A 23148-nucleotide genomic window follows, 5' to 3' on the forward strand; every position below is an offset into this window, starting at 1 on the left:
GCTATTTGTATAAAGTATATTTTGGGCGCATCGCCTTATAATTGCTCAGACCCGGTTCCCAACTTTTACGGATTTCTTTTTCACTTGCACCTGCCAAAATTTGTTGTTTAAAAGCAGCAACCCCCGCCAGATAATCAATATTGCCGATCTGTTTGCTTTGGCTGCGGTCAAAAAACCTGCTTTTGTCCGGATAAGCTTTGTACAAATCCATCATCCATTTCAGGTTAAGTTTTCCGTTCCGGCGAAGTTTTTCTGTGTTGTAATCCCGCAGATCTAAACCAAAACAAGTTTCGTTCTGGTGCAGCGGTGTTTCAGATTTTCCCGGAATACTCACCGGCGTAAAAGAAAAATCATATAAACCCTTCAAATCCGGGCTTCCCAAAACCGTAAATGGCATGTAGGTGCCGCGGCCCTGGCTAACCGTTGTGCCTTCAAACAAACACAAAGACGGGTACAACAAAACCGATTGCGGCGTATTCAAATTGGGCGAAGGGTTGACCGGCAGCGTGTAAGCCATGCCATGCGCGTAGTTTTTTACGGGGATAATTTTAATATTGCAGTGCAGATTGTTGGGCAGCCATCCTTCGCCGTTGATCATTTGTGCAAATTCGCCAATCGTCATGCCGTGCGTCACCGGGACCGGAAAGCGGCCGATTCCGGATTTCAGCTTCATGTCCAGTACCGGGCCGTCAACATAATCATTCGGGTTCGGGCGGTCCAGGATAATCAGCGGTTTGTTGTTTTCGGCGCAGGCTTCCATCACATCGGCCAGTGTGTTGATGTTGGTGTAAAAACGGCAGCCCACATCCTGGATGTCAAAAACCAATAAATCAACCGAATCCAGGTCTGTTTTAGAAGGTTTTCTTTTCCGGCCGTACAGCGAAATAATCGGGATACCGGTTTTCGCGTCCACTTCGTCTGTTACTTTGGCACCGTTGCTGGCATTTCCCCGAAAACCGTGTTCCGGACCAAAAATTTTGCTGATGCGGATGTTCAGCTTTAACAAACTATCCGCGCTTGGTGTTAAGTTTTTCCCGATGACGGAAGTTTGGTTGACCACCATTGCAATATTTTTACCGCGCAAAAGCGGCACGTACAATTCGGTTTGATCGGCACCCGTTTTGATTTTGGATGATTGCGCAGCACAAAAAAAGGGCGATAAAAACAGCATCGCAATGCATACAAAAACTGGGTTGTGGCTTATGATCAGGTTTGGTTTTTTTTTCATTTGATGTGGATGCTTCTTTTATCGGGTAAAAATCAGGATCGATCGAACCAAAACTAAAGGATTGTTCTTTCCCGAAACTAATGGTTGATACATTTTCAGCCTAAAACTGCATCTTTGCGCTGATATAAAAAAATCAGGGACCGAATTTTGAACATCGCCACTTTTATTGCCGGCCGCATTTCCTTCCGCAGCAAGCGCACGTTTTCCAAAATGATCGTGCGCATCGCCATCACCGGTATTATGCTTGGTTTGGGCGTGATGATTTTGAGTTTGGCCATTGTAAAAGGTTTTAAGCAGGAAATCCGCGAAAAAGTAAGAGGTTTTTCGGGCGATATCCAGATTGTGAAATACGATCTCAATGCTTCCTACGAAAATTCCCCGTTTTCGGCCGATCCGGTTCTGGTTCAGCAAATTGCAGCCAACCCGAACTTTAAACACATCCAGCCATTTGCCACCAAACCGGCCATTATTAAAGCGCATGATGCAATTGAAGGCGTGGTTTTGAAAGGAGTTGACCAAAACTATGATCTTTCCTTTTTCCGGAAAAACATGGCTTCCGGCCGTGTAATTGATTTTAAAGATTCGGTATCGGCACAAGCGCAGATCATGATTTCGCAATATACCGCCAACCGTTTGAACCTGAAGGTTGGCAATGATTTCCTGATGTATTTTGTGCAGCAGCCGCTGCGCAAACGCAAGTTTAAGATCGTCGGGATTTTTAATATCGGGGTAGAAGAGGTAGATAAAACGTATGTGATCGGTTCGTTGCCCTTGATCCGGCATTTAAACAACTGGCAGAAAAACGAAGTTGGCGGCTACGAATTAAGCGTGCCGGATTTTAATAACTTGCAGGCATCCACCAACGCGCTAAGCGATATTTTGCCGGTAGAACTGAAATTTTTTACGGTGCAGCAGTTTTACCCAACTATTTTTGAGTGGCTGGATTTGCTGGACGTAAACACGCGCGTGATCCTGATTTTGATGCTTGTGGTGGCCGTTATCAACATGATTTCTGCTTTACTGATCATGATTTTAGAACGTACCGGCATGATCGGGATGCTCAAAGCATTGGGTGCCAGCAACTGGAGCATCCAGCAGATGTTTTTGCTCAACGCGCTGTATTTAATTGCTGCTGGCTTGTTGCTGGGCAATTTATTTGGTGTCGGGCTGAGTTTTTTTCAAAACCATACGCACTTTTTCAAGCTCGATCAGGCATCGTATTACATGAATTTTGTACCGATCCAGCTTGAACTGCAAGACGTTTTGTGGTTAAACCTGGGCACGCTGGTGGTTTGTGTTTTGGTGCTGCTCGTCCCTTCGATGCTGGTGAGTTCTATTTCACCGGTAAAAGCCATTCGTTTTAAATAAGCTTTTGCAGATGCTTCTTTTACCGGATAAATTTTATGATGCAGAACACAAAGAAATCGTTTCGTTAAAAAATGAAACGGCTTTGCTGGAAGCTGAACTGAATTTGCTTGAAACAGCTATTGCAAATTTTCAATCCGAAATCCGGCTGGAACTGGCTGCACAAATTTTGCTTTTTCGGGAATTGACGGACATTTATAAAAACCGGAAAAAAGCCAAAAAACAAAAACGGATGGAGCAGAGAAAACGCGGCAAAAACTACAAACAGCCGGTTGGTTTAAAGCGGACCGATGCTTCTTTTACCACCGAAAATTTGGTTTCGGCCGATGAACGGCAGGAGATAAAACGATTGTACAAAGAAGCCATTTTGCAGGTTCATCCCGATAAACTGACCGATGCAGACGAAGCTTTACACCAACTGGCAACTGCGCTTACGGCCCAGCTCAACGGGTTTTACAACAGCGGCAACCTCGAAGAACTGAACCGCTTGCATCACGATATCACCAGCAAAAAACCGGTTGCAGATAGTTTTGAAAAAGAAAATAACTGGCGTTTGACCGTCCGTTTTTTACAGCAGCAAAAGCAGCAATTAAGGCAGGATTTGCAGCAAATAAAAGCAAGTGAAATTTACAATTTGTACAACAGCAATAATGATACTGATTTTATAATCAATAACTTAAAAATTCAATTTGAAGCACGGATTGAAGCGCTAAAAAAACGCACAAAATAGTTTCCACACAAACCTTCCGGTTAAATGTTGAAGCCTCAGCCTCAATCAAACGCAAAAAATGGCAAGCAACAATATAATTTCTGCAGCAATCAACCCAAAGCAAAACCTGGTTTTACTGCATTATTTTGGCGGATCAGCAGCAAGCTGGCAATGGCTGATTCCGTTTTTGGAAAACGATTTTAACTGTATCGCACTGGATTTGCCCGGCTTCGGTGCAGAACCACCTTTAAGCGATCCATCTATCGGCGCACTTACTTCTTTTACCAGACAAAAATTAGAGGCGATGAACATAGAATCTTATGTGCTGGTCGGCCATTCGATGAGCGGGAAAATTGCGGTAGATATGGCGGCCAATGATCCGAATTTTGCCATCAAACAATTGATTTTGATAGCACCTTCGCCACCAACAATAGAGCATATTTCGGATGAAGAACTGCAAAAAATGCTTAATCACCCCAATTTGGGGCAGGCAGAAAACACGGTCAAAAGCATCACCATTAAGCCGATAACTGAAGATCAGCGGGATTTAATCATCCAAAACAACCTGCAAACTGATAACAAAACCTGGGATTGGTGGTGTTTAAAAGGCACAAAACACTCGATTGCAGATGATGCGGCACATCTTTTTTTGCCCATAACGGTTATTGCTTCACAAGATGATCCGGCCATCAGTTTCAAAAGTATTTTGCAGGAAGCAATTCCTAATCTTCCTGACGCTAAGTTGGTTACCACAAAAGGTGTGGGGCATTTAAGTCCGATAGAAGTGCCCGGATGGCTGGCTTCGGAAATTAAAAAAGCAATTGTTTAAGCTGAAAGAAATGACCGGTTTACGCAGCAGTATAAAACCTCACTAAAAGTTGCAGGTTATGGTTAAGTATTGGAAAGCAGCTTCCGGCGGACGGATAATAAAAGGCTTAAAAAAATCCAGCATACAAGCCTTGGACTGTTGGAAAAGTACAATAAAAATTTTTAAAAGATTGTATTTTCATCATAATCTGGAATGAACAGCATCCGCAAAATACGTTTTTTTGAATTTGAAGATCAAACCTGGTTCCCAAACGTGATCCGTTCCGGCATGACAGATTATTTGCGTTACCTCATCCGTTATCTAAATGTTTATCAGCCGGTTACGTCTTTGCTGCTGGAAGTTTTGCACCAAACAAAACAAAACCATCTGATAGATTTAGGTTCTGGCGGAGGCGGCGCGATCGGGCACATCCATCAAAGCCTGAGTTTACAATCGCCCCAAAAAATTACGGTTACTTTAACTGATAAATTCCCGAACCTGGCCGCCTGGCAACATATTCGGCAAAAAACAAATAATGCCATTGGTTTTTATGCAAAGCCGGTTGATGCTAACCATGTTCCTGCCTGTTTGAACGGTGTGCGCACGTTGTTTTCGGCAGCACATCATTTTAAACCGCAACAACTGACTCAAATCCTGGCTGCTGCGGTTGCTGCGGAAAAAGGGATTTGTTTATTTGACGGCGGCAGCAAAAGTGTTTGGATGTTTTTAGGCGCGATTGTTTTTCCCCCTTTGTTGTTATTTGCTTTAACACCGTTTTTTCGTCCGTTCAAAATCTCACGTTTGATGCTTACTTATTTGGTCCCGGTGATCCCGTTTTGTACCGTTTGGGATGGCTGCATTTCGCTGTTAAGGCTATACCGTCCGCAAGAATTTTTGCAGATGGCCAATTCTGTTTCCGCAGAAAATTACACCTGGAAAGCCGGACATGTAAAAAACAAATTGGGGCTGCAGGTTGCTTATTTGATCGGTTATCCAAATGCAAGCCGATGAATTTTAGGTGATAAAAGAAGCATGTTCGTTGCCCGACACAAAACTTAACGTTGTATGGAATATATTTTTGATTTTTCTGCTGATTATTTCCTTGAAGATGATGCTGTAACCCTTCGTCCGCTCACCGAAAACGATTACGCATTTTTACTTCCGTTTGCGCTGGATGAACCTGATTTATGGAAGTTTTCCCTGGTTAAAATAGCCGGGGCAGAAAACCTGCAAACTTATATTGCCGCTGCATTAAAAGCGCGTGAGGAAAAGAAAGAATATGCTTTTATTGTTTTTGATAAAAGGCAGCAAAAATATGCCGGCTGTACCCGTTTTTACGATATGCAACTGCAAAACCAAACCCTGCAATTGGGCTATACCTGGTACGGCAAAGCTTTTCAGGGAACGGGCTTGAACAAGCATTGCAAATTTCTGATGCTAAATTTTGCTTTTGACCAACTGAAAACAGAACGGGTAGAATTTAGGGCAGATTATGCCAATAAAAGAAGCATTGCGGCCATGCAAAGCCTGGGTTGCACGATAGAAGGCGTGTTGCGGAGCCACGCGCCTTTGCCGTATGGCGGCAGGCGCAACACGATCATTTTGAGTATTTTGAAGGAGGAATGGAATGCGAATTTGAAATCAGATCTCCGGGAAAAATTGTTTTGACCATATCACTTTAGATCAGAAAAATCCATGTTCACCGAAAATCCGGTTATCCTCACCTTAAAAATCAATGCGGAAGCCGCAGCTTATTTTACAGATTTACGTCGGCAAAACTTCCCGGCCGAACGCAATTACCTGGATGCACATTTAACTTTGTTCCATCATTTGCCGGGCAACCAGCCTGCAGTTTTTGAGTGGATAAAAACAGTATCTGCACAAACCCGGCCGATGATGCTGCAAGTTGCGCAAGTGGTAAGCATTGGTGCGGGCGTTGCTTTTAAACTGGAGTGTGAAGCGTTAAAAAAATTGCATAAAAACATGCAGCAGCAATGGCAGCAATGGCTAACGCCGCAGGACAGGCAGGCAATTTGGCCGCACATCACCATTCAAAATAAAGTAAAACGGGAAGTTGCCATCGGGTTACAGCAAAAGTTGAGTGCCGGTTTTGAACCTTTTGAAGTTGAGGGTTTAGGGCTGAATGTTTTCGAATATCTAAACGGTCCATGGAATTTGCTCGAAACCACTGATTTCATGCCGATAAAAGAAGCATCGGCATAAAAACAGCATTATAAAATTATTTTTTCTGCGGATCGTGGCCCCAGTTTTTTAACGAATACAGCCAGTCTGTTTTGCTTACATCGCCGTGCGGCCGTTGCGCGCTGTGCCTGCTGATGTATGAAATTACTTTGTGGATGTGATGAAAATCATCTTCGTTCAAATCCTGTTTTTTCATTTTCAGGATTTGTACAATATGTTTTGCAGATTTCCGGCCGATCGATTCGCCATCACCGCTGTCTTGCCCAACTGCTTTTGATTCATCGGTTTTCAGCCATTTTTCAATTTCCGAAGCCGACATGTTCACCAAATCCTCAAACTTATCGTAAGCTTCTTTTTTGTTTTCTTCAGAATAGGCCATAAAAAGTAGTTTTCAAACTAAAACCCGGCACAAACCATAAAGTTTAAACCAATTTAATTTAGACTGAAAATCGCTTTACTGCACTTTGTAACGATAATTCATGCGGCCGATGTTGCCGTCTTTATCAATCCCTTCGGCAATCACGCGGTAAGTTCCTTTCCCGTCCGAATTATAGTAATTAAAAGAAGCATTGCCTTTCTCGTCTGTCAGCACGCGCGGGTTCCAGTAAATCGTGCTGCGGTAATCTACGCCTTGCATCGTGCTGCGGGTAGCTTCATATTTGGGCGAATAAAAAACCCGGCTGGTGGTATAACCTTTTGGCACAAAAGTGACTTTTCCGGGGTTTGGGATCAGGTCCTGAATATCTTTCATGGACACTTTTTTGTGCACTACTTTTTTCATGTTCACCACCAAAACGCCGTTGGTGTTGTACGTACGGTTGATCCCGCTTAAATCATCCTTCAAAAATACTTCAATAGATTCTATTTCAGCCGATTGCAGACTGTTCAGGTAAGAAACATCAACCGGCATCCCGCCAACAAAAACCTGCACCGGCGTTTTGTTTCCGGCCTGATAATCCCGGCGCACATACAAATTGTTATCTACATAAGTTAAACCTAACAGACTGCCTTGCAAGCACGTTAAAAACAGCGCGCAATCCATCAAACGGCTGCCGGGAATCAACTGATCAGGGACCGTGCTCAAACCGGTTAAGGCCGGATAATCAATGTGGCTTGGCTTTTTGGCCTCAACCACACCTTTAATCACCACTTCTTTTAACGTACGGCCGTTAAAATATTGCTTTTTGCCATTTTGCAGATACACGTTCAGCGTACTGTCGATATTTAAAATTTCATCAGGCTGCTGCGGGTTTTTGTTAACGGCCTGCGCTGCTGTTCCGCTTAAAGTAATCATCATGTTCCGGTTTCCCGAGCTTCCGCCAGCAGTCAGGATCACTTTGGAAGAATCCCGGACCAGCAACTTCGGGAAATTAAAAACACCATCCGCGCCGGTAACCACCTGTGTGCTGAAATTATGGTCAGGCACCTGCAGCTTAACCACGCCTCGGGCCAGCGGCAAACCGGTCAAATCCCGAAGTGTCCCGGTGATGTCAATGCCTGCTTCCGGATAAAAAGTAATTTGGGGCGAAGTGCCGGCCAGGATCATTTGATAATTAAAACGGCGATAACCCTGCGTCAGCATCAGCACATCCAGATCGGCAGCGGTTTTTTCATTGGGGTTTTTAAAGTAATAATTCGGTTTCTCGATATAACCTTTCAAATCGGAAGTGAGCAAAAGATCGGTCAAAATGGTGGTTTCCGCATTTTCATCAAACGGGATTTTGCTTTCATCAATAACCGCAACGGATATATTGGCTTCCGAAGGCACTTCTTTATTTTTGGCACTTACGTTGATTTTTACTTTCTCACGCGTAACGTATGCTGTTTTTACCGAACTTAAATTGATGCCCAACTGATCATGATGCTGGATAAAAGCAATACGCTCGGCAACGGGATGGCCATCCGCAGAAAACAAAGTTAGCTGAACGATGCCCGTCGGGAACTTAGTTTTCGGGATTGAAGCACTGTAAACCAAAGCCTGCAAACCTGTTTTGGCCGCATAACAAATGATGCCGCCACTTCGCGCAATAATGTAAAAACCTTTGTTTTGATTTTTTTTAAAGAAAGCATCATTGGCCAAAATCCGCAGTAAAATGTTGTTTTCATCGGCATTGTTCACACTGATGCTGATGCCTTCGGTTGCTGCTTTTGGCAGGTTGAACGCTGCTTTTGAGCCATCTGCAAAAACAAGATTGGCACGATAAGTTTTCCCTGCTTCCGGTATCAGCATAAAAGTGCCCATCCCTAAGCCTGATGCGGATAATTCGGCCACGGTTTTATTGTCATTATCAACCACGCTTCCTTTTGCACCAATACCCAAACCATTGCCAGCCAGTGCTTTAAAAGCTATTTTTGTATTGATGCCGGTAATGAGTTCACCGCCTTCCGGAAAAAACTGAACATCGGGTGTTGCCGTTGCCGTGCGTAAAGAAAAAGTGCTGGTAACGGATTTTTTATCATTCGTGATTTCCGTGAACAAAGTTCCGGCCGCAAGTGCCGTTCCGGATTTGCTGCTGATGCTAATCGGCAGGAAACCGTTTTGATCGGTAGTGCCTTTGCCTTTTGCAACGGTTTCGTAATCTACTTCTACATGCCAGCTTACTTTTTTATTGGCATAAGGGGCACCGTTTCCGTCTTTGTAATAAATACCGGCGTTGGCTTTGGCCTGATCTTTTGTTGCGCCCGAAAAAGAAATTTTGGTAAGTACTGTATTGTCCACCAAATCGCCGATGGCAATGTTTTTATTGAAAAAATAGTCCGGGTCATAGTTGCGCATGTAGTTTGTGTACGCGCGGACATGATAATTGCCCTGTTTGTAAACCAGCGGCTGCACGGTAATATCGCCGGAAGCCGTACTGTTTATGACCGGTAATTTTATGCTTTCCACCAACGAGTCCCGGCTGGTATAAACATCTACATAAACAATTTTGCTAAGCGGGGAAGGTTCGTGCAAACCTGCTGTAACATAAGCTTTAAACCAAATGGTATCGCCAACGGCATAATAAGGTTTGTCAAAATGGAGATATACTTTTTCTATCGGATGACCATCTGTAAACTTGGCCGTTTTGGTGATAATGGCGTTTAAGCTAACGGTATCCTGGGCAAAAAGAAAATGACCGGAAAAAGAGCAGCAAATTAGGGTAAATAGTAAAAACCTGGCCAAGCGCATAGTTGAGTTAATGTTTAAAAAAGAAGGCTAAATATAACTATTAACGCCAGGCATCGGCATAAGCGTGTTTAAATTAACAATTTTTATGTTTTGGGCGATGCTGTTTTTAGGGGGTAAAAACTGGGCAACTGGTTCAGATTTTCATAACAAGAAAATAAATCTGTTTTTATATCGACTTGTAGCTTTATAATGTCCGATCAGTACCTGATTATTTGTCGGGTTAGTCTCTATAACCAAAATCTTCTCCTGTAAGGATTTCGGTTTTCTTTTTTTGCTTATGGCCTGTTTAAGATTTGTTTAATATGGGTAGATACTTCTTTTACTTATGTAAAAAATGGCAAGTTTTTAAATAAAATTGACGCAAACGTTAAATTTTATAGGGTAAAAGAAGCATTACATTTTTTTGGATTTTAATTCTAAACAGGCTTTAAGAATTGTTTCCGCATCTTTTTATAAAGAAACCTCAAAAAAACTTTGAATGGAACAAAAATAGCGCAAACCATCGTCTGCGCCATTTTTAGGTAGATAAAAGAAGTAATTTTATTAAGCAAATTCAGATTCTGCAAAAGCTGCAACCTGATCTTCAACAGTTTTGTCTGCAGATTTTACTGTTTTTACAATCCGTGCAGCTACTTTGTAAGGATCTGCGGCAGAATTCGGACGACGGTCTTCCAGGTAGCCGTACCAGCCACGTTCTACCGTTGCCAGCGGGATCCGGATTGATGCGCCACGATCAGAAATCCCATAACTGAAATCGTAGATAGAAGCGGTTTCGTGTTTTCCGGTCAAACGCTGCTCATTATCAGCACCATAAACCTCAATATGTTCTTTTACGACCGGGCGGAAAGCTTCGCAGATATTATCGTAAACATCTTTTTTTCCGGCAGTCCGCAAAGCCGTGTTAGAAAAATTGGCGTGCATCCCGGAACCGTTCCAATCCAAAGTGCCCAGCGGTTTGCAATGCCAGTTGATGGCAACGCCGGATTTTTCACCTAATCTTTCCAGCAAGTACCGGGCAATCCAAATCTGGTCTCCGGCTTCTTTGGCACCTTTTGCAAAAATCTGGAACTCCCATTGCCCGGCCGCTACTTCTGCATTAATCCCTTCCACATTTAAGCCGGCATCCAGACAGATGTCCAAATGTTCCTCTACTATGTCTCTGCCGAAAGCATTTTGCGCGCCAACAGAGCAGTAATATTGACCTTGCGGGGTAGGATAACCATTGACCGGGAAACCAAGCGGTTTGTTAGTTTCCGGGTTCCACAAAAAATATTCCTGTTCAAAACCAAACCAGAAATCGTTGTCGTCGTCATCAATTAAAGCACGTCCGTTTGATGGATGCGCTTTACCGTCAGCCGTTAAAACTTCACACATCACTAAGTAAGCTTCACGTCTTTCCGGGTCTTTGCAAATGAAAACCGGTTTCAACAAACAATCAGACGAACCGCCCGGAGCTTGTTCGGTAGATGAGCCATCAAAACTCCACATGGCACAATCTTCTAATTTTCCACTAAAATCTTTTTCGATTTTGGTTTTGCTGCGAAGGCTTTGTGTTGGTTTGTAGCCATCGAGCCAAATGTATTCTAATTTTGCCGCCATTTTGATTAATACTGTTTTTATCGGTGTAATTTCAAAATCAAATTTAGTATCTTACAATATAATATAAAATTAATATTGAGAATGAATTAAATTTTTAAGAAACTTTTTATAAAAGTGTACTTTTTGTTTAAAAAACCTTGTTTAAAAAATTATTTAGCTACCTTTTTTAACGATTTTTTAATTTGAAATTATGTTATTTTGATTAAATCTTAAGAAAACGAAAACCCCAAATCCATTTTTTGTCAAATTTATCCGGTAAAAGAAGCATTCAGGCCTAAAGCTCTTCATCGTGCTGGCTTTGATCCAAACCAATCAGTTCATCATCCAAACAAACCCGTAACGGTGTAATAGCATTGGTAACGCGCAGCAATATTACCGAGCCAAAAAAAGCAAAAACAGAAACACCGATCAAAGCCAGCAGGTGAACCATAAAAAGGTGTGTTTCACCATAAAACAGGCCGTTTCCGGTGGTGTTGCCCGGGTTGACAGCTTTGTTGGCAAACACGCCGGTAAGTACCATGCCCACCATACCGCCAACACCATGACAGGGGAAAACATCCAGTGTATCATCAATATTTGTTCTGGAACGCCAGATCACGACCAGGTTGCTTACCACGGCGGCCACGATCCCGATCACTAAAGAATGTGCCACGGTAACATAGCCCGCAGCAGGCGTAATGGCCACCAAACCTACAACGGCACCGATACAGGCACCCATGGCAGACGGTTTTTTCCCGCGCGACATATCAAAAAATATCCACGACATGGCTGCCGCGGCAGAAGCGGTTGTTGTGGTTGCCAAAGCGGTTGCAGCCAAAGCATTTGCGCCGCCGGCAGAACCTGCATTAAACCCAAACCAGCCAAACCACAGCAAACCGGTCCCTAAAATTACGTAGCTGATCCTGGCTGGTGTATGATCGGGCTGGTTGCGCTGTTTTAAATACATGGCAGAAGCCAAGGCTGCCCAGCCGGCCGACATGTGCACAACGGTTCCGCCGGCAAAATCAAGCACTCCTGCTTTAAACATAATGCCGTCCGGATGCCAGGTGGCGTGTGCAAGCGGTGCGTAAATAAAGATGATAAAAAGCGTGATAAAAATAAGGTAAGAGTTAAACCGGATCCGTTCTGCGAAAGCCCCGGTGATTAATGCCGGTGTAATTACCGCAAACTTGAGCTGGAACATAGCGAACAAAATCAGCGGAATGGTTGGCATCAGGCCCCAGCTGCTGTTCCCAAGCGTGCCCTTCATTAAAAAATACGTTGCGGGATTACCAACAATCCCATGAAAATCCTCACCAAAAGCCAGGCTAAAACCAAAAACTACCCAGATAACGGTAATTAAACCCATACACGACAAGCTTTGCAGCATAGTAGAAATCACATTTTTTTTGCGCACCATGCCACCGTAAAAAAAGGCCAGTCCGGGTGTCATCACCAAAACAAGTGCGGTAGATATCAACATCCAAGCCGTGTCTCCGGTATCAATTTTTGCATCTTTTACATTGGTTAAATGCACAGAACTGCCAATAAGGGCAATAATCATCACAATCAGCAGCAGGATAAACGGTACTGTTTTTTTCATTATAAATTTTAGTAGATTTTTGTGCCGCAATCTATAATAATTCAAACATTTATTTTAATTTTTGAAAAATAAAAACGGTTTTAATGAGAAATTTAGATTCTATCTTAACTTTTATTGAAAATCATATAATTTTTAAAGATTAAAACCTTGATTTTTAAAATATTTTGAAATTAACCCAACGTTAAAATTTATTTCGCAAAACGGCATCACAAATTTTTATGCTTTGTGTTGAAGCTTTATGTTGAAAAAAACACTGATAAAAGAAGCATTCCTGTTTCCGTTGCTGATGGTTTTAACGGCCTGCGCCCAACCAAAACCTGCAGCGCAAAACCAGGGTTACACACAAAAAACAGCTGATGCAGATGGTACGGGCAAAGTGTATTTTGGCCGCGAAATAGCGACTGTAATGGGTGCGGCCGGTGCAGACTGGCTGGAGCGCAACAACCGTAATCAGGAAGAAAATACGGAACTGGCAATCAATAAAATGCCTTTAAAAAGTAATTCGGTAGTGGCCGATATTGGTGCCGGAACCGGTTATTATACTTTCCGGATTGCCGCAAAAGTACCGCAGGGGAAGGTTTTTGCGGTAGATGTGCAGCACGAATTTATCACTTACCTCAACCAAAAGAAAAAAGAACTGAACGCGCAGAATGTGCAGGTGATAAAAGGTACGGAAACGTCGCCCGATTTGCCCGAAAATACGGTTGACCTGGCTTTTATGGTGGATGTTTACCACGAGCTTTTATACCCGCACGAGGTTTTACAATCGCTGCGGAAAGCTTTGAAGCCAGACGGAAAATTGCTTTTGCTGGAATACCGGGCCGAAGATCCGGCAATTGCCATCAAAGAACTGCATAAAATGACTGTTGCGCAGGTGAACAAGGAAATGGCCGCAAACGGATTCAAACTGATTGACCGGAAAGAGTTTTTGCCGATACAGCATTTTTTGCTTTACCAGAAAACAGATTGATCAACCCAAAAAATACCTTATAAAAGAAGCATTGCCTGCTCCCTCTCTTTTGAAGAGGGTTGGGGTGAAACTGCTTCTTTTATCACCTGAAAATCAAGCTGAATAATATGAACTACAGAAATTTTAAAAATAAGGAAATTGCCGAAGTTGGCCTCGGGACATGGCAGTTGGGCGGTGCCGATTGGGGAAATGTGGATGAAGATGTAGCCCTGCAAATTTTGCAAACTTACGTTGATGCCGGTGGAAATTTTATTGATACGGCCGATGTTTACGGCATGGGCATCAGCGAAAAGATTATTGGCAGGTTTTTAAAACTGCAGACCAAGCCGTTGTTTGTGGCCACAAAATTAGGCCGCCGGTCTGATGCGCCAAATGGCTGGCCGCAAAATTTTACCTATGATCTGATGCGGAAACAGGTGGAAGATTCGCTGTATCATCTGGGCCAATCGCGTTTGTTTTTAGAGCAGTTGCATTGCATCCCAACGGAAGAAATGAAAAACGGCAAAGTGTTTAACAATTTACGCCATCTAAAAGATGAAGGTTTGCTATCAAACTGGGGCGCAAGTGTGGAAACTTCCGAAGAAGCGTTGATTTGTTTGGGTCAGGAGGGTTTGGCTTCGTTACAAATCATTTTTAACCTTTTCCGCCAGCACGTTGCAGATGAAATTTTTGAAAAAGCCGCTGCAAAAGGGGTCGCGCTGATTGTACGTGTGCCGCTGGCCAGCGGTTTGCTTACAGGCAAGTTTGATGAAAATACCGCTTTCGGCGAAAAAGACCACCGTAATTTTAATGCGGACGGCGAAGCTTTTAATGCAGGCGAAACGTTTTCGGGGATTGAGTTTAAGCAGGGAATCCGGTTTTCCAAAGAAATACAAAACCTGCTGCCGGATGACCGGATGGCGCAATGGGCAATCCGCTGGGTTTTGGATCATCCGCAGGTAACAACCGTTATCCCGGGCGCATCAAAAGTTTCGCAGGTAAAAAGTAATGTAGCAGCTTCGGGTTTGCAGCCTTTATCCGCAGCAACGCACAAAAAACTAAGGAGGCTTTATGATGAGGAAATTCAGGGTGCCATCCGCGGTCATTACTGATTTTTATCCGATAAAAAAAGCATCCCTTCAACCTGAAACAAAAAAACCGGCAGAACTGAACCTGCCGGTTTTTTATATGCTAAAAGAAGCACCAAAATTTATAGGGTAAAAACAGCATCAAAAACTGTAACGCAAACCAAACTGCATTTGCCATCTGGAAGCAAAAGGATCGACCGCGTAAGGCAAGCCCGGATCTTTAAAAGTATAAGTTGGAAAAGTGGTGGCTGCCGTTGCAAAATTTGGTGTGGTTGCCTTGCTTAAACCAATGCTGGAAGTGGAGTTGAACGTGTTTGGGGAGAAATAATAATGTCCCCATTTTTTGTTCAATAATGCCGTCAGGTTAATGATGTCGTAAGTCAGCGTGATTGTTTGGCGGTGTTTTTCCGGGCCGAAATTAAAATCCTGTGCAAAACGGAAATCTGCCTGCGTGTTCCATGGTGTGCGGGCGGCGTTACGCTCGGTAAAGTTTCCTCGGCGGGAATTCAGATATTCATTTCCGCTGATGTAATTATCAAAAGCTGTGGCCTGCGTTTGTTGTGCCGCAGTTGGTGCTGTTGGCGTAGTGCTGAAAAATTTGATCATCTCCGCAGAAGTTGGGATGTAAGCCAGGTTAACTTGCTGACCGGTCCCGTTAATTGCCGTGTTATAGAAACCAAAAGTGTATGGTGTGCCGGAAGCCGCACTGAAGAAAATGGCGAAGTTGGAAGCAAAAGTTTTAGACGGCGAAACAAAATGATAATTGACCGTAGAAACAATGCGGTGCCGGATATCAAAATTAGAATAAGCGGCCTGCGGATTGTTGGGGTTTAATGCCTGGTTTAACTGCCAGTTGGATTCCATGGAGTTGCGGATCCCGTTGGTCACATCTTTGGATTTTCCGTAAGTATAAGCAGCATTTACAGTTAACCCGAAAGGCAATGCTTTTTCGATCTGGCCGGTTAAACTGTAACGATAACCCTGTTTAGTATTTGATAATTCGTAAGCGTTGGTATAAGAAGCATTGATTGGCCGGTTGCTGAAAATTGGCTGTTGTTTTTGCGTATCGTACGGATAATAAGCCACGTTATCAACAATATTTACCTGCTTAAACTGCAGGTCATAAATTACTTTGGTGTAAATTCCTTCCAGCGTAAATTTCCATTGATCCTGTGTTTTTACGTCTAAAGCCAGGCTGCTTCTCCAAACCTGCGGCATTTTAAAATTATTGTCGATCAAATCTACTTGCGTTGGGCCGGAAGCAGAAGTATTTACACCGGATTGCTGGTTTACAAAACCCAAACCGCCATTTGACGGAGCCTGAACAGGGTTTGATCCCGGAGTGATAGAGTTAGTTGTGCCGATATTGTTCCGGTCAAAAGCACCGTAAGTAACACCGTTATTGTAAAAAGCATAACCAAACCAGGCGAACGGGATACGGCCGGTAAACGTACCGCTGCCGCCGCGCAAAACCACGCTTTGATCGCCGTTGATATCGTAATTAAAAGACACCCGCGGGTTTACTTCTACATTGTTCAGGTAGCTGTTTCTGATGTCTCTCGGCTTGGTGTAAGTATAAGTTGAACCATAATAAGCATCAACCGGCGCATTGGTGGTTTTGCTGCTGATCGGTTGTTTGTCAGGAACGTTGGCATAATCCAAACGAACACCGGCCGTTAAGCGGAAGTTATCACCCAGCGTAATTTCATCCTGGCCGTATAAACTCATCAGATTAACTTTAAACTGAGCTGAAGGATTGCTTAAAATATAATCGCGGGTGTTATCAGTGTAGTTATAATTATTACGGACGCGGCTTGGCTGATTATTTAAAAAATTCGCGATGCTGCTGTAACTGTCGCGGCCGTTCCAGGCGTTCACAAAGTTGTAAGTGATATTGTAAAACTCGTTGTGCGTACCAACGGTAAAAGTGTTCCTGCCGGAAGTTAGTGTTAAATTATCGGTAAATTCGGTTGTTTTCTGGTGCATGTCAAAAATAGCAGCTTCCCGGTCTGTCCCCATAAAAATGGTAGAACCGGGCGAATTTCCGGTGATCTCAATTTGGGGCAAAGCAGGGTTGGTGTTCGGGTCGCGGTAATCGTGCACATTAGAATAACCGACCACCAAACTATTGTTTACATTGTTGGAAAACTTGGATTTCAACTCGCCAACAGTAGAAGAAGAGTTGTTGTGCGAGGTGTAATCAATCCCGCCAAAACGAAAATTAAAATTATCGCGCTCTAAATTGGTTGCTACCGAAGTAATATAATTGTTGCGGATGGTTAACTGATTGTTGTCGTTGATGTTCCAATCCAAACGGTTAAAAAACTTATTGGAACGGGAGTAGATGGAAGTGTTGTCGTACGTTCCGGGACTGATGTTGCCGGTATATTTCTGAAAAGCGGCCGTTAAGTTCTGCGCATCCTGCAAAGACAAAATATTGGACGAACCGTTGCTTCCGGCACCAAAAATAACCGGGTCCTGGCGGCGCGTAATTTCCTCATTGGTAAAGAAAAACAGCTTGTTTTTGATGATCGGGAAACCGACACGAAAACCGGTTTGATATTCATGGAAATCCGATGGTTCTTTTGCGCCGTCGCCGCCTACATTGGCCGGGATATTATTTTTACCGATTAAAGAAGCATTCCGCCCGAAACCGTAAACCGAGCCGGTTACTTTATTCGTTCCGCTGCGGGTTACGGCGTTGATACTTCCGCCCAAAACATTGCCTATTTTTATATCATAAGGCGCCACGTAAACCTGTATGTCCTGGATCGCATCTATAGAAACCGGATTGGTGCGGGTAGAACTTCCAACCTGTCCGGATTGATTGGTTTGCCCGCCGGTAGAAGGACTGAAACCAATTGCATCGTTATTGATCGCACCATCGATGGTTACGTTGTTGTACCGAAAATTGGTGCCCTGAAAAGAGTTGTTGCTGCTTTGCGGCGTGGTGCGCGTTAAATCCTGCAAGCTGCGCGAAACGGTTGGCAGCGTACGGATTTGGTTTTGGCCGATGCGTGTGCCGGCACCGGTTTTTGGCGCACCTGCTACCGCGCGCACGGTTACTTCTTTTAGCGTGGTAAATTCATCCTCCATTACAAAATTATAGGTAGAATTGCCCAAACTCAGCGTAACATTGTCCCGCTCTGTTTTTTTAAAACCGATGTAAGTCAGGGTGATGGTATAAGGGCCGCCGGCGTTTAGGTTAGGCAGCGTATAGCGGCCATCTACATTGGTTTGCGTGCCATAACGTGTACCGGTGCTGGTGTTTACGGCAATTACCGATACGCCGGGAAGCGTTACGCCTTTTGCGTCGCTTACCTTGCCGCTGATTTGTGCGCTGGTAATCTGGGCTTGCAGTTTTCCTGCGGATAAAAGGATAAAACAGGAAAATACAAACAGGTACAAGTTCTTCATTGTGTCTTGATTTTGGACACAAAGGTTGCTGTACAACATTAACTCCGTGTTACACTTACGTTAAGCTGTGGTTAGATGCAGGTTAATTTAGTATGAAGGAATTGGTTGGGGATTAAAGTGATACTGTTTTTACCGGGTGTTTTTTGTTCTGGAATTGAATATCCATCATCCTAAAAAAACACTGATAAAAGAAGCATTTAAGTCAATACTATATCAGCGCAGTTACTCCTTTTCTTTTGGAGAGGGTTTGGGTGAGGCGAAACTCAGTAAAAATCAAAACAACGGCGCGCACCCGGAAATTTTTTGGCTTCGTTATCGCGCTTGGGCAATGTAGTTTCGTAGCCCAGACTGCCTTCGGTGCTGCCGGTAGAGTTGGTGTAGTTAACTTTAGAAAAATTGGCATCATGGCCAACTCCCAAACGCAGCTTTTCGCCGCCATCGCGGTTGATGAACAGATCAAAAATAAACGTCAGCACAAACGCTTCCTGGCCGGTATTTCCGCTGGACCGATACCATAAACCGGCATTTACACCGCGGTTTTTATATTGTAAGCCTGCATTAATGGCTGTTACTTTTGCCTGATTATAAGCCACAATTGAAGGGATGATATACGAACCGTCTTCATCATCCCCGCCGCCATAACTATCCAGCGGCAGGCGGTAACTGATATGAAAAACCGATCGCATGGGCAAAGTTGCTTTAGAGCCGGTAAGCGTTTCATTTGGCTTGTTGATGTGTTGCAGCGCGCCGCCAACCAGCAGCCGGTTTAGGGTGAGGGAAACGCCCGCGCCCGAATCAAAATAATATTTGTTGTTAAAAGCAGGAAGTTCTGCGGAGGAAGTTTGGCCGGGGATGATCCCAATCGTCTGATCGATCTGATCATCAAAAATAAGCTTGCTCCAGTCGATTTTGCGGTTGGTCATGCCGCCCTGCAAACCAAACGATAGCACATATTCATCCGAGCCGACGCTGTAAGAATACAAACCTGAAAAATTGGTTTTGGTGAGATAAGCAGAACCTTCGGAAGAGCGCGTAACCATCAGCCCTAAACCACCGCCAAAACGGGGCACATTGTAATCAACCGAAGCCGTAAGATAATTTAGTGTTCCGGGAAGTGATGCCCATTGGTTCCTGTAAATCAGGTTCATGCGTAAATCCGCCGGAAATTGTCCGTTTAAAGCAGGGTTAAGGTACAGCGGCGAATTGAAAAACTGCGAATACATGTGATCCTGCGCATTGCTTTTATGTTGAAGTAAAAAAATACACAGTAAAAGAAGTATGCCTGATCTTTTCATTTTCCCCGCTGAGGTACAAACCTGCTAAAAGGTTAACCCGAATTTTTACGGCAGAAAAACGGAATAGTTACCCGGCTTTTATCCACATAAAAACAGCATCTCAGCCAAAAAACAAATACGAAAGCAGGATGGCCGCCACTACGCCGGCAAAATCCGAAATCAAACCGGCCGGAATGGCGTAACGTGTTTTTTTAATGCCAACAGAACCAAAATACAAGGCCACAATGTAAAAAGTGGTATCCGCAGAACCATACAAAACGCTGGATAAATGGCCGATAAAACTATCTGTGCCAAAATGTTTCATGTTGTCCAGCATCATCGCCCGAGAACCGGCACCGCTTAACGGGCGCATAAACCCGATGGGCAACACTTCGGTAAACCGCGTATCGATATGCAACCCCTTAAAGCCGAATTTGAAAACATCCACCAGATAATCAAGCGCGCCCGAAGCCCGGAAAACACTGATGGCCGCCAGCATGGCCACCAGATAAGGGATAATGCGGAAGGAAGTTTCCAGTCCGCCTTTGGCACCTTCAATAAAAACCTCGAAAACGTTTACTTTTTTACGCAGCGCACCCAAGATAAACAGTACCGGGATGGCCAGCAAAATCAAATTACTGGCCACTTTGGACACTTCGCTAATCTGATGTTTATCCAAAAAAAACTTAAAATAAAAAACTAAAGCACTTAAAACCAGCGTTATCCCGCCCAGCCAGCCAATTACCACAACATTCCAAAGTTTTAGTTTTTGTTTGAAAGCAACCACCAGCAAACCGGTCAGCGCGGCCACATAAGTAGCGATAATACAAGGGATGAAAATGTCCGTCGGGTCATGTGCGCCCATAATTGCCCGCTGCGCAATAATGGAAATCGGCAAAATGGTTAAGCCGGAAGCGTGCAGCACCAAAAACATGATTTCTGCATTGCTGGCGGTATCTTTTTCGGGATTAAGTTCATGCAGACTTTCCATCGCTTTTAAACCAAGTGGCGTGGCGGCGTTGTCCAAACCTAATAAATTGGCCGAAAAATTCATCATCATTGCGCCGTTTGCGGGATGGTTTTTGGGGATTTCCGGGAACAGCCGATGAAAAAACGGGGCTACGATCCGCGATAAAAAGTTGATTGCACCGGCCTTTTCGCCAATGTTCATGATGCCCAGCCAGAAAGCCATGTTGCCGATCAGCGGCAGTGCAATATCCATCACCGAGGATTTGGTGGAATCAAAAATGCCATCCACCAGCAGTTTAAAAACTTCGGTATCGCCCAAAAAAATGAGCTTGCACAGCGCGATAAAAAAAGCAATGATAAAAAAAGCAACCCAAACGTAATTTAATGCCATATGCGGACAGCGGAATTTCGGGTTTGAAGATAGGAGAAATTAGGAAGAATCGGAGGTAATCTTATTCAACATATTTTCTCAGCCCGGAATCTCATAAAAACAACCCGAAATCCTGTAAACTTCCGCCAAAACCAATGCTTAATTTTGCCCGATAAAAGAAGCATTTTGGAAAACATCATTCATAAAATATATCCTGTAACCGGCATGAGCTGTGCTTCCTGCGCCATGAGCGTGGAAAGTATTGCCACAACGGTGCCGGGCGTGCAGCAGGCCAGTGTTAATTTTGCCACGCAGGCACTGGATATTTATTTCAACCCAACGCAAACTGATCAAAACCAAATCCGGCAGGCGATAGAAAATGTGGGTTTTGGTTTGCTGGTTGATGAAGACAACGCCTTCGATCAGCAGGAACAGCAGCAGCAAAAAGCTTTATCTCTGCTTAAAAAACAAACTTTAGGAGCCGTTTTGCTAAGCATTCCGGTAGTGGCAATTGCTATGATCTGGATGGATTGGAAACCGGCCAACTGGATTATGCTGTTTTTAACCACTATAATTTTGTTTGTTTTTGGCCGAAGGTTTTTTGTAAATGCCTGGAAACAAGCCATTCATGGTCGCGCCAACATGGATTCACTGGTGGCCATCAGCACCGGTGTGGCTTATTTGTTCAGCTTTTTTAATACGGTTTTGCCCGGGTTTTGGCTGAAAAACGGTATTGTTCCGCATGTTTATTTTGAAGCGGCGGCCGTGGTCATCATGTTTATTTTGATCGGAAAATTGCTGGAAGAACGGGCCAAATCCGGCACTTCTGCTTCGATCAAAAAGCTGATGGGTTTGCAGGAAAAAACGGTTTGGCTGATCAAAAACAATACAGAAATCGAAACGGCCGTCAATCTGGTTTCGGTGGGCGATTTACTTCGGATCAAGCCCGGGGCCAGGATCCCGGTGGACGGCGAAATTGTAGGCGGTGCTTCTTTTATCGATGAATCTTTGATGACGGGGGAACCAATGGCCGTTCCGCGCAAAACCGGCGACGAGGTTTTTGCCGGGACTATTAACCAGAAAGGCAGTTTTGTGCTGAGAACTTTAAAAACCGGCAACGAAACTTTGCTGGCCAAAATGATCAAAGCGGTACAAAATGCGCAAGGCTCGAAAGCTAAAATGCAAAAACTGGCCGACAAAATTTCGGCGGTTTTTGTGCCCGTAATAATTTTGATTGCATTGTTAAGTGCTGCTGCCTGGTGGGTTTTTGGCGGACATCAGTCGTTTTTTCAGGGTTTGTTGAGCTTCATTACGGTACTTGTGGTGGCTTGCCCATGTGCGTTGGGCCTGGCCACGCCAACAGCTATTATAGTTGGTGTGGGCAAAGGTGCCGAAAAAGGGATTTTGATCCGTGATGCCGAAACGCTGGAACGGGCCGATCTGGTTGATGTGATAGTGCTGGACAAAACCGGGACCATCACCGAAGGAAAACCAAAATTAACGGATTTAAACTGGTGTAATGATCTGACAGACAATAATATAAATACTTTTTCGGGGATATTACTGGCCGCCGAACAACAATCCGAACATCCGCTGGCCGGTGCCGTCACCAATTTTTTAGTGCTAAAAGAAGCATCGGCACAAACGGTTTCAGGTTTTGAAAGCAGTACCGGTTCCGGGATTTCTGTCTCCTTCAAAAACCAAAAATACTGGATTGGCAAACCAGATTGGGTGGTAGCCATGGCCGGTTTGAGTTCCGCAGCAAACGGAAAACCTGCCGATCAAAACTCCGCAGAAACCTTAATTTATTTTGCCCGAAACCGGGAATTACTGGCCACTTTAACGGTTGCCGATGAAATACGTGCTGATGCCGCTGATACCGTTTCGCAGCTTAAAAAAGCAGGAAAAGAAGTTTGGATGCTGACCGGAGATGCGGCCGCAACCGCCGGTTACATAGCTGAAAAAGCTGGTATAAAAAATGTAGTTTCGGGTTTGTCCCCTTCTGGTAAAGCACAGAAAATCAAAGAATTACAACATCAAGGCAAAGTTGTGGCGATGGCTGGCGACGGCGTTAACGATGCCGAAGCACTGGCCACAGCAGATGTTTCGGTGGCGATGGGTTTGGGTTCTGATATTGCGATGGAAACGGCACGGGTCACGCTGGTTTCGTCTAATTTTGCGTTGCTGCCGGAAATTTTCAGCCTGTCAAAACAAACCATCCGCACCATCCGCCAAAACCTTTTTTGGGCATTTATCTACAATCTGGTGATGGTTCCGGTGGCGGCCGGCGTGCTGATCCCGTTTTGGGGCATTCATTTAAACCCGATGTTTGCCGGTGCGGCAATGGCTTTGAGTTCGGTTTCGGTAGTAACCAATAGTTTGCTGATCCGTTGGAGAAACTGAAATTATACCGGTAAAA

General features: G+C 44.1%; 17 protein-coding genes. 9 read left to right on the plus strand and 8 right to left on the minus strand.

All coding sequences use genetic code 11. From position 1 onward, the window contains the following. Position 1: 1 nt before the first annotated feature. Positions 2-1228 (minus strand): exo-beta-N-acetylmuramidase NamZ domain-containing protein, encoded by a 1227-nt coding sequence (locus tag ACOFKR_RS06445; RefSeq protein WP_419803199.1) that lies wholly within the window; start codon positions 1226-1228, stop codon positions 2-4. 147 nt (positions 1229-1375) lie between these two features. On the opposite strand from ACOFKR_RS06445, the gene ACOFKR_RS06450 reads away from it, so the two are divergent. From ACOFKR_RS06450 to ACOFKR_RS06475, 6 genes are all read left to right on the plus strand, one after another. Then, the gene (locus tag ACOFKR_RS06450) at positions 1376-2596 is read left to right on the plus strand and encodes an ABC transporter permease (RefSeq protein ID WP_419803200.1); all 1221 of its coding nucleotides are present in this window, start codon (positions 1376-1378) and stop codon (positions 2594-2596) included. A gap of 10 nt (positions 2597-2606) precedes the next feature. Further along, positions 2607-3323: a hypothetical protein gene (locus tag ACOFKR_RS06455; protein ID WP_419803201.1), complete on the plus strand. Its 717-nt coding sequence runs from the start codon at positions 2607-2609 to the stop codon at positions 3321-3323. Between the two features lie 58 nt (positions 3324-3381). Beyond that, on the plus strand, positions 3382-4131 hold the full coding sequence (locus ACOFKR_RS06460) for an alpha/beta fold hydrolase (protein ID WP_419803202.1): 750 nt from the start codon (positions 3382-3384) through the stop codon (positions 4129-4131). A 192-nt stretch (positions 4132-4323) separates the two neighbouring features. Next, positions 4324-5121 (plus strand): hypothetical protein, encoded by a 798-nt coding sequence (locus tag ACOFKR_RS06465; RefSeq protein WP_419803203.1) that lies wholly within the window; start codon positions 4324-4326, stop codon positions 5119-5121. 54 nt (positions 5122-5175) lie between these two features. After that, complete coding sequence (locus ACOFKR_RS06470; protein ID WP_419803204.1) at positions 5176-5778, plus strand: GNAT family N-acetyltransferase; 603 nt, start codon at positions 5176-5178, stop codon at positions 5776-5778. A 27-nt stretch (positions 5779-5805) separates the two neighbouring features. After that, positions 5806-6333 (plus strand): 2'-5' RNA ligase family protein, encoded by a 528-nt coding sequence (locus ACOFKR_RS06475; RefSeq protein ID WP_419803205.1) that lies wholly within the window; start codon positions 5806-5808, stop codon positions 6331-6333. Positions 6334-6349: 16 nt separating this feature from the next. On the opposite strand, the gene ACOFKR_RS06480 is transcribed toward ACOFKR_RS06475, so the two are convergent. The 4 genes from ACOFKR_RS06480 to ACOFKR_RS06495 all read right to left on the minus strand — a co-directional run bounded on the left by ACOFKR_RS06480 (position 6350) and on the right by ACOFKR_RS06495 (position 12662). Next, positions 6350-6691 carry a DUF3140 domain-containing protein gene (locus ACOFKR_RS06480; RefSeq protein WP_419803206.1) on the minus strand — a complete coding sequence of 114 codons (342 nt, stop codon included), beginning with the start codon at positions 6689-6691 and terminating at the stop codon, positions 6350-6352. Between the two features lie 75 nt (positions 6692-6766). Beyond that, on the minus strand, positions 6767-9481 hold the full coding sequence (locus tag ACOFKR_RS06485) for a carboxypeptidase regulatory-like domain-containing protein (RefSeq protein ID WP_419803207.1): 2715 nt from the start codon (positions 9479-9481) through the stop codon (positions 6767-6769). 543 nt (positions 9482-10024) lie between these two features. Next, positions 10025-11080, minus strand: coding sequence for a glutamine synthetase beta-grasp domain-containing protein (locus tag ACOFKR_RS06490; protein ID WP_419803208.1), 1056 nt, complete (start codon positions 11078-11080; stop codon positions 10025-10027). Positions 11081-11354: 274 nt separating this feature from the next. Then, positions 11355-12662, minus strand: a complete 1308-nt coding sequence (locus tag ACOFKR_RS06495; RefSeq protein WP_419803209.1) for an ammonium transporter — start codon at positions 12660-12662, stop codon at positions 11355-11357. A 238-nt stretch (positions 12663-12900) separates the two neighbouring features. On the opposite strand from ACOFKR_RS06495, the gene ACOFKR_RS06500 reads away from it, so the two are divergent. Both ACOFKR_RS06500 and ACOFKR_RS06505 read left to right on the plus strand, forming a co-directional pair. Continuing rightward, positions 12901-13632 carry a class I SAM-dependent methyltransferase gene (locus ACOFKR_RS06500; RefSeq protein ID WP_419803210.1) on the plus strand — a complete coding sequence of 244 codons (732 nt, stop codon included), beginning with the start codon at positions 12901-12903 and terminating at the stop codon, positions 13630-13632. A 107-nt stretch (positions 13633-13739) separates the two neighbouring features. After that, a complete protein-coding gene (locus tag ACOFKR_RS06505; protein WP_419803211.1) occupies positions 13740-14723 on the plus strand; it encodes an aldo/keto reductase in 984 nt (327 codons plus the stop codon). A 117-nt stretch (positions 14724-14840) separates the two neighbouring features. Here ACOFKR_RS06505 and ACOFKR_RS06510 read toward each other — a convergent pair whose 3' ends face one another. From ACOFKR_RS06510 to ACOFKR_RS06520, 3 genes are all read right to left on the minus strand, one after another. Next, entirely contained in the window at positions 14841-18116 is a 3276-nt protein-coding gene (locus ACOFKR_RS06510; protein ID WP_419803212.1) for a carboxypeptidase regulatory-like domain-containing protein, read from the minus strand. Positions 18117-18379: 263 nt separating this feature from the next. After that, a complete protein-coding gene (locus ACOFKR_RS06515; RefSeq protein WP_419803213.1) occupies positions 18380-19411 on the minus strand; it encodes a PorP/SprF family type IX secretion system membrane protein in 1032 nt (343 codons plus the stop codon). A 100-nt stretch (positions 19412-19511) separates the two neighbouring features. Next, a complete protein-coding gene (locus ACOFKR_RS06520; RefSeq protein ID WP_419803214.1) occupies positions 19512-20750 on the minus strand; it encodes a nucleoside recognition domain-containing protein in 1239 nt (412 codons plus the stop codon). Positions 20751-20894: 144 nt separating this feature from the next. Here ACOFKR_RS06520 and ACOFKR_RS06525 point away from each other — a divergent pair, with 144 nt between their 5' ends. After that, positions 20895-23132, plus strand: coding sequence for a heavy metal translocating P-type ATPase (locus tag ACOFKR_RS06525; RefSeq protein WP_419803215.1), 2238 nt, complete (start codon positions 20895-20897; stop codon positions 23130-23132). Positions 23133-23148: the final 16 nt, after the last annotated feature.

The organism is Mucilaginibacter sp., from assembly GCF_965201005.1.
GTDB lineage: Bacteria > Bacteroidota > Bacteroidia > Sphingobacteriales > Sphingobacteriaceae > Mucilaginibacter_A.